Annotated in this window: 10 protein-coding genes; 5 read left to right on the top strand and 5 right to left on the bottom strand. The window is 54.9% G+C overall.

Annotated elements, in window-relative coordinates:
• Nucleotides 1-181: 181 nt before the first annotated feature.
• Nucleotides 182-1,261, bottom strand: coding sequence for a multiple monosaccharide ABC transporter substrate-binding protein (gene chvE / locus ACMZ66_RS06545; protein ID WP_416935596.1), 1,080 nt, complete (start codon nucleotides 1,259-1,261; stop codon nucleotides 182-184).
• A gap of 227 nt (nucleotides 1,262-1,488) precedes the next feature.
• Here chvE and ACMZ66_RS06550 point away from each other — a divergent pair, with 227 nt between their 5' ends.
• The 5 genes from ACMZ66_RS06550 to msrB all read left to right on the top strand — a co-directional run bounded on the left by ACMZ66_RS06550 (nucleotide 1,489) and on the right by msrB (nucleotide 5,406).
• Entirely contained in the window at nucleotides 1,489-2,475 is a 987-nt protein-coding gene (locus ACMZ66_RS06550) for a LysR family transcriptional regulator (RefSeq protein WP_416935598.1), read from the top strand.
• An 84-nt stretch (nucleotides 2,476-2,559) separates the two neighbouring features.
• Nucleotides 2,560-3,606 (top strand): hypothetical protein, encoded by a 1,047-nt coding sequence (locus ACMZ66_RS06555; RefSeq protein ID WP_416935600.1) that lies wholly within the window; start codon nucleotides 2,560-2,562, stop codon nucleotides 3,604-3,606.
• A gap of 195 nt (nucleotides 3,607-3,801) precedes the next feature.
• Complete coding sequence (locus ACMZ66_RS06560; protein ID WP_416935602.1) at nucleotides 3,802-4,356, top strand: AAA family ATPase; 555 nt, start codon at nucleotides 3,802-3,804, stop codon at nucleotides 4,354-4,356.
• Between the two features lie 12 nt (nucleotides 4,357-4,368).
• Nucleotides 4,369-4,845, top strand: a complete 477-nt coding sequence (locus ACMZ66_RS06565) for a thermonuclease family protein (RefSeq protein WP_416935604.1) — start codon at nucleotides 4,369-4,371, stop codon at nucleotides 4,843-4,845.
• Nucleotides 4,846-4,965: 120 nt separating this feature from the next.
• Nucleotides 4,966-5,406 (top strand): peptide-methionine (R)-S-oxide reductase MsrB, encoded by a 441-nt coding sequence (gene msrB / locus ACMZ66_RS06570; protein WP_416935606.1) that lies wholly within the window; start codon nucleotides 4,966-4,968, stop codon nucleotides 5,404-5,406.
• A 62-nt stretch (nucleotides 5,407-5,468) separates the two neighbouring features.
• Here msrB and ACMZ66_RS06575 read toward each other — a convergent pair whose 3' ends face one another.
• The 4 genes from ACMZ66_RS06575 to ACMZ66_RS06590 all read right to left on the bottom strand — a co-directional run.
• Nucleotides 5,469-5,969, bottom strand: coding sequence for an HAD family hydrolase (locus ACMZ66_RS06575; protein WP_416935608.1), 501 nt, complete (start codon nucleotides 5,967-5,969; stop codon nucleotides 5,469-5,471).
• Nucleotides 5,966-6,556, bottom strand: coding sequence for a histidine phosphatase family protein (locus ACMZ66_RS06580; protein WP_416935610.1), 591 nt, complete (start codon nucleotides 6,554-6,556; stop codon nucleotides 5,966-5,968). Before ACMZ66_RS06580 ends, ACMZ66_RS06575 begins: the two co-directional genes overlap by 4 nt.
• A gap of 25 nt (nucleotides 6,557-6,581) precedes the next feature.
• Complete coding sequence (locus ACMZ66_RS06585; protein WP_416935612.1) at nucleotides 6,582-7,670, bottom strand: MBL fold metallo-hydrolase; 1,089 nt, start codon at nucleotides 7,668-7,670, stop codon at nucleotides 6,582-6,584.
• Nucleotides 7,670-8,325 (bottom strand): ABC transporter ATP-binding protein (locus ACMZ66_RS06590; RefSeq protein WP_416935614.1); only part of this gene is annotated, 656 nt, incomplete at its 5' end. The genes ACMZ66_RS06585 and ACMZ66_RS06590, both read right to left, overlap by 1 nt.

An 8,325-nucleotide genomic window follows, 5' to 3' on the forward strand; every position in this document is an offset into this window, starting at 1 on the left:
GGCGCCGCTATCTGCTTTGGTCTTTGTTTTCTTGGAAAACCTGCCGGGCTTATCCCCGTCATCACCAAACACCATAGATGGTGGTTATGAACGAGGATGCCGACTTTTTAGCACCCACTGAGAATTGGAACCCGGTCAGGAGCTCAAACACTGAACCGGGTTCCACAATCTCGGTCTTGGATTACTTCACTTCATCAGCAGTGTAGTAACCAGAGCCAATGATGATTTCTTCCCAGTTGGTCTTGTCGACCATAACCGGCTCAAGCAGGTAGGAAGGAACAACCTTGACGCCATTGTCATAGGTTTTGGTGTCGTTGATGGTCGGCTCGCGACCGGCAAGGACATCATCAACCATCGAAACGGTGACACGTGCAAGTTCACGGGTGTCCTTGAAGATGGTGGAATACTGTTCGCCAGCAAGGATCGACTTGATCGACTGCAATTCAGCATCCTGACCGGAAACCACCGGCATCTTCATGTCGCCAGAACCGTAACCAACACCTTTAAGCGAGGAAAGGATACCAATCGACAGACCATCATATGGCGACAGAACGCCATCGACCTGTTTGTCAGTGTAGTAAGCCGACAGAAGGTTATCCATGCGGGCCTGTGCAACCGCACCGTCCCAACGAAGGGTACCAACCTTGTCCATGCCCATCTGGCCGGACTGGATGACAACATCACCGCTATCGATCAGCGGCTGAAGAACCGACATTGCACCGTTATAGAAGAAGTATGCGTTGTTATCGTCTGGCGATCCGCCAAACAGCTCAACATTATAAGGCGGCTGGCCTGCATTGGCCAAACCATCAACCAGCGAGGTTGCCTGCTGAACACCAACTTTGAAGTTATCAAACGTGGAATAGTAATCGACATTCGCGCTTTCGCGGATCAGGCGGTCATAGGCAAAGACCTTGATGCCAGCCGCAGCAGCATTTTCCAGCGCGTTCGAAAGCGTCGTGCCGTCAATCGCAGCAATCACCAGAACATCAACGCCCTTAACGATCATGTTTTCGATCTGGGAAAGCTGGTTCGGAATATCATCTTCGGCATATTGCAGGTCGGTTTTGTAACCGGCTGCTTCGAACTGTTCGACCATCGAGTTGCCGTCAGAAATCCAACGTGCCGAAGATTTGGTCGGCATTGCGATCCCGACATAGCCTTTATCTGCGGCATGTGCATAACCGCCAGAAATCATCGGGCTCATCATTGCGGCCACACCAAAGGCGGCCCCTGCCATTACGGCACTGAGACGTTTCATAGCTATCCTCCCTACAGACACGGCACATTAGCCATTTCTTGTTGCCCGACTTTGAGCCTTCTTGGCCCGTGCATGTCGTGTCTTGGTTTTCAATTAAGTATGCGTCCCGTTTCCCAAAAGGACGCAGCGACATTATTCAGACGCACTACATAACAATCAAATAAGTAATTTCGAAACTTGCATATCAAAATTGATATAATAGAATTGCAGCCGAGGGAGGAACAACCATGTCCGAGATACGCAATACGCAGCCGCTAAGCTCTGCTAAATCCTTGCTGTTCCGCTCGGGGAACCTGTTTCAGCGCGGTTTGAAACTAAGCCACCTGCGCATGATTGTTGCGATGGAAGAAACCGGCCAAATCAGCTTGGCCGCGGACATGCTCAAGACGTCCCAACCCGCAGCATCACGTCTTTTGTCGGAAATGGAAGGGATTCTGGAGGCAGAACTCTGCGTGCGCAGCCCGCGCGGCATTGAAATGACCAATGCCGGTCGCGCCCTTGCAAGGCGCGCGCGCAGCATGCTGATTGAAATCCGCGAAGCCGAACGCGAGATCGAAGACATCAAGCATGGCGGCGGTACGGTTTTTGTCGGTGCCGTGACCGCAGCAGCAGTTGATCTGGTGGTCCCCGCCATCCGCAGCGTGCAAGCCGTGAACTCGCTGCTTGAAGCCCATGTCGGGGTCGGGCCATCGCATTTGCTGATCAAGGATTTGCTGGCGGGTGATCATGACTTTGTCATTGGCCGCGTGCCCGAGGATATGGACCCCAGGCTTTTTAACATCCGCGAAATCCGCAGCGAGAAAATCCGACTGATGGTCCGAACCGGCCATCCGCTTCTTGAAAGCAACAAGCCAATTACCTTGGCGCGCCTTGCCAAGTTTGAATGGATTTTGCCACCGCCTGGCAACCTGATGCGCCGCACGATCGAGGATGTGTTTATCTCGCGTCATTTGCCGCTGCCGCATTCAAGTTTGAACTCCGCATCCCTTCTCGTGACGCTGGCAACACTGGCCGATACCGATTCAATCGCGCCGATGGCCGAAGAAGTCACATCCCTTCTGTCCAGTGGCGGTCTGATTACCGAATTGCCGTTCGATGGCGTGATCGAGATTAAACCCTATAGCCTGATCACCGCGCGTGGCCACAGATTGTCGCCATCCGCCCAGCTTGTATCGGACCATGTTCTGGCCCGAATTGAAAAGCCGATGATGTGACAGATGGATTTGACTGTGCGCCGCACTGAAACTGGCGTAAACTACTGTGACAAAACCAAGACATGTTCTGATCGAGACATAAACATGCTGCGCACGACCCGCAATTTAAGTGCCTTGTTTGCCCTTTGCAGTGCCCTGATTTCCGCCACCGCGCTGGCAAGCGAGACGGACGAAACACCCTCCGAAGATTCTGCCTTTGCGCTGATGGATTTGCGCGGCAATACCGCGTGGGCGATTGCCAATTTCGAATGGTTGGAGCCCAGCGAAGACGCAATTGAAACCCTGATCACATCTGCGGGCAAAGGGGCAATGCGCCTTGATCTTGCGATGGATAGCATCGTGCCACCCTATTGCGAACTGCGTCCAGATCCCGCCATTTGCGATGATCCGGGCATTCCGGTCAGCTGGATGGAAGATGTGCCGCAAACCATCTGCATGGACATCCCAGCAGACATCCGCGCGCGCCATAAAAAGGTTCTGGGGACTTCTGATCAGCTATGCATTGAACCGTCTGCCAATCTGGTCTTCCCCAAGGATTGGGTTGGCGGCGAAACCTGGCCACAGGTTCATCTACATCAAACCATCACCCCGTCAAAGCTTCGCATTGACGGCACCACTGCTATCATTGATGTGACTGTGACCGATGCGATAGCCACGCCATTGGCGACGCTTAGCGAAACCGGTTATGGGTTGGCAGAAATCGGTATGAATGAAGACAAACTTCGCAAGGCGCTTGGCCCGAAGCTTGATCAATTCATTGCCGGCGACGATGAAAACTGCGCCTATCTGCAACGCGCCCTTGATCCATCCGGGCTTGGCTATTTGCTTCTTGATGACAAGCTGGCCCGCGTATCGCTTTATGCCGATGAATATGATGTAGCAACGTCGCTTGTGAAAACCACCAATGGCATCTCAATCGGTGCGACCAAGGCCGATATCTTTGCTGCCTTTGACGGCAAGACGCTTATCGAAGATGGCCATGAATATCTTGGGGCCGAGGCGCGCTATATCACGTGGTGGGCAGATGATGCGCAAACCCGTGGTATCCGCTTTGAGCTTAATGAAGAAGGTCTTGTGACCGCGATCCATGCCGGGTCGGAGGCGATCACGCTGGTCGAAGGCTGCTCCTAAGCCGTTTATGCGCCCGACCACACCCCTTAAATACCTGTAAATAAGCTGCTTTTCCTTTCACGTTGACATGATCGGCGAAGGGGGTAAAAGGCGCTTCTCGCTCATTCCTTGGGCGAGCCAAAAACCAACAACAATATTGCCATCCCCTTGCCGCATTGCCCGACCATATCGTCGTGCTTCGCGCAGGAAACACGAATGCAAACGCCTATAACGTCCAATCTTGTTGTCATCACCGGCGGTCCCGGTGTCGGCAAAACCACACTTATTGATCATCTTCATGAACGGGGCTTTGACACCAGTCCCGAGGTGGCGCGTGCCATCATCGAAGACCAGCAGGAACGCGGCGGCAATGCCCTGCCGTGGGGCGATAATGACGCCTATGCCGGTCTGATGTGCCGCCGATCCATCCGTGCCTGGCAAGAAGCCATTCAATGCCATCCGCGCACGGTTTTCTGTGATCGCGGCCTGCCTGATACGCTGGCCCATCGCAGGCTTTCGGGACTGCCCGAAGATCAGGGATTGATGAATGCCATCCGGACCTATCGCTATCACCGGGTGGCTTTTGTCCTTCCGCCCTGGTCGGAAATCTACAAAACCGACAGCGCACGAACACAAAGCTTCTCTGAAGCCGTCAGAACATATGTCGTTCTGTGCCGGACCTATCATGAATGCGGCTATGAATTGGTCGAAATTCGCAAAGGCCCGGTCGAACAGCGCGCCGCCCAAATTCTGTCTCGCCTGAAAATGTAAGCATCACGCCCCATGACGAAAAAGACCCACCCCGCATCCCGATTTGCCAAACGTGCCATCATTGCGTGTGCGACGGCTGCTACTCTAATCACCAGCCTTCCGGCAAGTGCCGCCTGCTATGGCTGGCCGCTTCGCGACTATAAGGGTGAATATGCCTATGACGGTGACACCATCTATGTCGCGGTTCCGGGTCTGCCGGGGGAAATCGCCAATATGTCGGTGCGGGTACGCGGGGTCGATACGCCTGAAATTCGCGGTAAATGCGATAGCGAAAAGCAATTGGCGCAAAAGGCACGCGACTATGCCCGTGACCGCTTGAAAGCCGCCAAATCGGTCGAGTTTTGCGAACCTGAATGGGGCCGTTATGGCGGGCGCGTTGTCGCATCGGTTCGCATAGACGGCAGCCCGCTTGATCTGGAACTGATCAATAACGGATTTGCCCGCCCCTATGACGGCAAAACCAAACGCCAGCCCTGGTGCCAAGGGTGATCTTGCGCACAGCGCACCTCGTCACGTTGGCGTGAAGCTACTGGACAATTTGGATTTTCCGACCATCTTTGGGATCGAGGAATTTACGATCCAGATCCCCAAAGATGTGAAGTGACCGATATGAGCAAATATCATAAAGACCCGGACGCCATCCGCGACCTTTCGCCGGAACAGTATCATGTGACACAGGAAAGCGGCACCGAACCGCCGTTTCGCAACGATTTCTGGGATCACAAGGAAGACGGGCTTTATGTCGATATCGTCTCGGGCGAGCCGCTTTTCACATCGCGCGACAAGTTCGATAGCGGTTGTGGCTGGCCAAGCTTTGTAAAGCCGGTGCAATCCGAACATATCGTTGCCAAAGAAGACAACACACACGGAATGCGCCGCATCGAAGTCCGATCCAAACATGGTGACAGCCATCTCGGTCACGTCTTTCCGGACGGGCCACAGGATCGTGGAGGGTTGCGATACTGCATCAATTCCGCATCCCTGCGGTTTGTCGCGATCGAGGATCTTGAGGCCGAAGGATACGGCGAGTATCGTCATCTGTTCGAATAATCAGACAAAAAAGACCGGCGTGAAACCGGTCTTTTTATTTGTGTGATGATTGAAAGCTGGACTTAAAAATCACCCGGCGCACATTGCAGGCAAGTCAATCCCATATCGCGCCATTTATCGACCACTCGTCTGCGATCATCGACCACCAGCCACGGGTTAAATCCGTCTGACCGGATTTGCGCCAAAAGGTCTTCCTTGACCTCTTCATCGGTGCGGTGATCGGCGTTTTCGGGGCGCAGATACATGCCATCAAACGGGATGTCATGCGCACGAAGCCAGGCTTCGGATCGATGTTGCCAGCCAGCCGGGCGGCCCGAACAGATGACAATCGCATGGCCCGATGCATGCAGGATGCGCAGAAGCCGTTCGATATTTTCAATCGGCTTGGCGTGATCCATCGCATCAAAGAACGCATCCCACTGCTTTTCCACACCATGAACCAGATGCCCCAATTCATCGGCATCAAAATGCGCAAGTGTTCCATCCATATCAAACACCACCGCATCGCGCAGATCAGGCACGGCTTGGGTAGTATCTTGCGCAGTCGCGTTGGTTTGGTTCACGCGGAAATCTCCTTGATCAAAGTCTCGGTCAAATTTTCATACTCCCACCCGGTCTGGGTCGGGCGGAACAGGATCGGGGTTGCGTTAGGAACGCGCGGGCCATCGGCCTCAAACCCGGTCATGTAAAGAATGCAGCGCGCCACACCGGAATGGGCGACAATCACGGTCAGATCATCGCTGACCTCGGCCAGCGCCTGTTGCATGGCAAAGGAGACGCGTTGACACATGGCATCAAATCCTTCGCCATTTGGCGGGGTGTCAAAGCGCGGACACAGCTCGGAGATCGGGCGACCTTCCAGATCGCCCCAATGGCGTTCACGCAGACCATCAAGCACCTTGGCCTCGTAGTCTGGCAGAACCAGATTGGCCGTTGTGCGCGCCCGATCCTGCGGGCTGACATAGACCGCATGCCATTTTGCCATCGCCATCAAGGGCGTGATGGCAAGTGCCTGTTCACGCCCCGTATCGTTCAAGGGTGGTTCATTGGACCCGGCAATGATGCCCGCCCGATTGGCATCGGTTTCCCCGTGCCGGATGAAAACAAACGGCAATTTGGGAAAGTCGAACTTTTCAGCGGCATAGATCATGACCGGGCATCACCTTTATTTTGCATTACAAATAGAACCGATCTGCGAGCTGTAGCCGCCCATCGAACCCGTCGACAAGACCAAAATCCTCTGGCCGGCTGTTAAAAAGCGGCACCACCTGCATCGCATGGCATTGATTGGCAAGCTCGATCACGTGACTTGCCAGCGGATGCACGTTCCAGCGCCGGAAATGCGCATGGCCCTTTTCAACCATCTTGCGCGCCGCAAGCGGCATGAAACCGGTAAAGATCACATGCGCGCTTGACCCCATGCGCCCGGCATCCTGCCAGCCATCAATCAGTTCCCGCGCCTTGCCGTAACTGGCGCAGGGCGCATGACATAACAGCAATCTGGCATCCGGATTGAAATGCTTGGCCTTGTCTTTAAGCCCCCTCAATCGCCGGATGGCTTCACCATCGACATAATCTGCGCCGTCGGCATCGAGAACCTGTTTGACCTGCCCATAGCAACGATCATCCATCGACCAGTTGGTCAGGCCATGCCGTTCAAACAGCAACGCCATTTCTGCTGCACGCCCACTTGGGGGCACAGGAAACAGGATTTGCCCATCAAGCTTGGTCATGGTGGTAAGCAAACTGTCGATGCGAACCTGCTGGGTCAGTTGTTCCATGCCATAGGACGCATCAAGCAGCACGGTCGCGGCATCGGGCGGCGCGTCATAGAGGAAATAATCAGATTCCTGACAGAAATCGCCGGAATAGAGCACCCCGCCGCCCAGTTCGAAATGCAACCACACCCCGCCAAATGAATGGCCGGTGCGCCCCGTCGTCACCGTCACACCATCAACCTGAATTTCCCCACAGGGTGGCAATGGTATGACGTTTGCCCCCTTGGGCAGCGACCGCGCGGTGACCTCTGTGCAATAAATCGGAAGCCCTGCCGCCACAATCTCCTCGGCCGCACCTATATGATCGACATGATCGTGGGTAATGAAAACAGCGTTAACTTTATTAAGCCACGCCGGATCAAATCCCTGATCGCTTTCAGGACCCACACCACAATCAAGCAACCAGCGCCGGTTAAAGAATTCCAGTCGCAAACAGGCCGGGCCTTTTTCCCCAAGGCCCGAAAGAACACGCATACGGGCTGACATCAGGCGGCCTCACCCGCCATGCGGTCAAACACCCAGCCGTCTGACACCTTTAAACCGACCTGCTCGCCAATCCGTGCGCGGCGATTGGCATAAACCGGCAAGGCCTGCTCATCACCAATGCGGACCGACAATCTGAACCGACCACCAAGATAGACGCAATCTTCGACCTGCCCGCGAAGGGCCGCATCATCATCGACCCAGACATCTTCAGGCCGCAGGCAAAGCCCCGCCTGCCCGTTCACATGCCCCGATGACAGTTTCGGGCAAATACGTGCGGCAATGCTGGCATCGCCCAAACGCACCGCGCAGGTGCCGTCTGATCCGACATCCACATCACCGACCGGCAACACCGCACCAGCCCCGACAAAGCCCGCCACCATCAGATCGGCCGGTTCGCGATAAAGCGTTTCGGGTGCCGCCATCTGGCGAATATGGCCCTTATCCATCACGGCAATCCGATCGGCCATTGCCATGGCTTCTGCCTGATCATGGGTAACGTAAATCATCGTCGCCCCGGTACGGCGATGGAAATCCAGAAACGCCTGCTGCATGGTTTCGCGCAGATGAACATCAAGGTTCGCCAACGGCTCATCAAGCAAAACCGCACGCGGCTCCATCACCAGACAGCGTGCAAGTGCGACACGCTGACGCTGCC

This window comes from Thalassospira sp. (assembly GCF_048059015.1).
Classification (GTDB): domain Bacteria; phylum Pseudomonadota; class Alphaproteobacteria; order Rhodospirillales; family Thalassospiraceae; genus Thalassospira.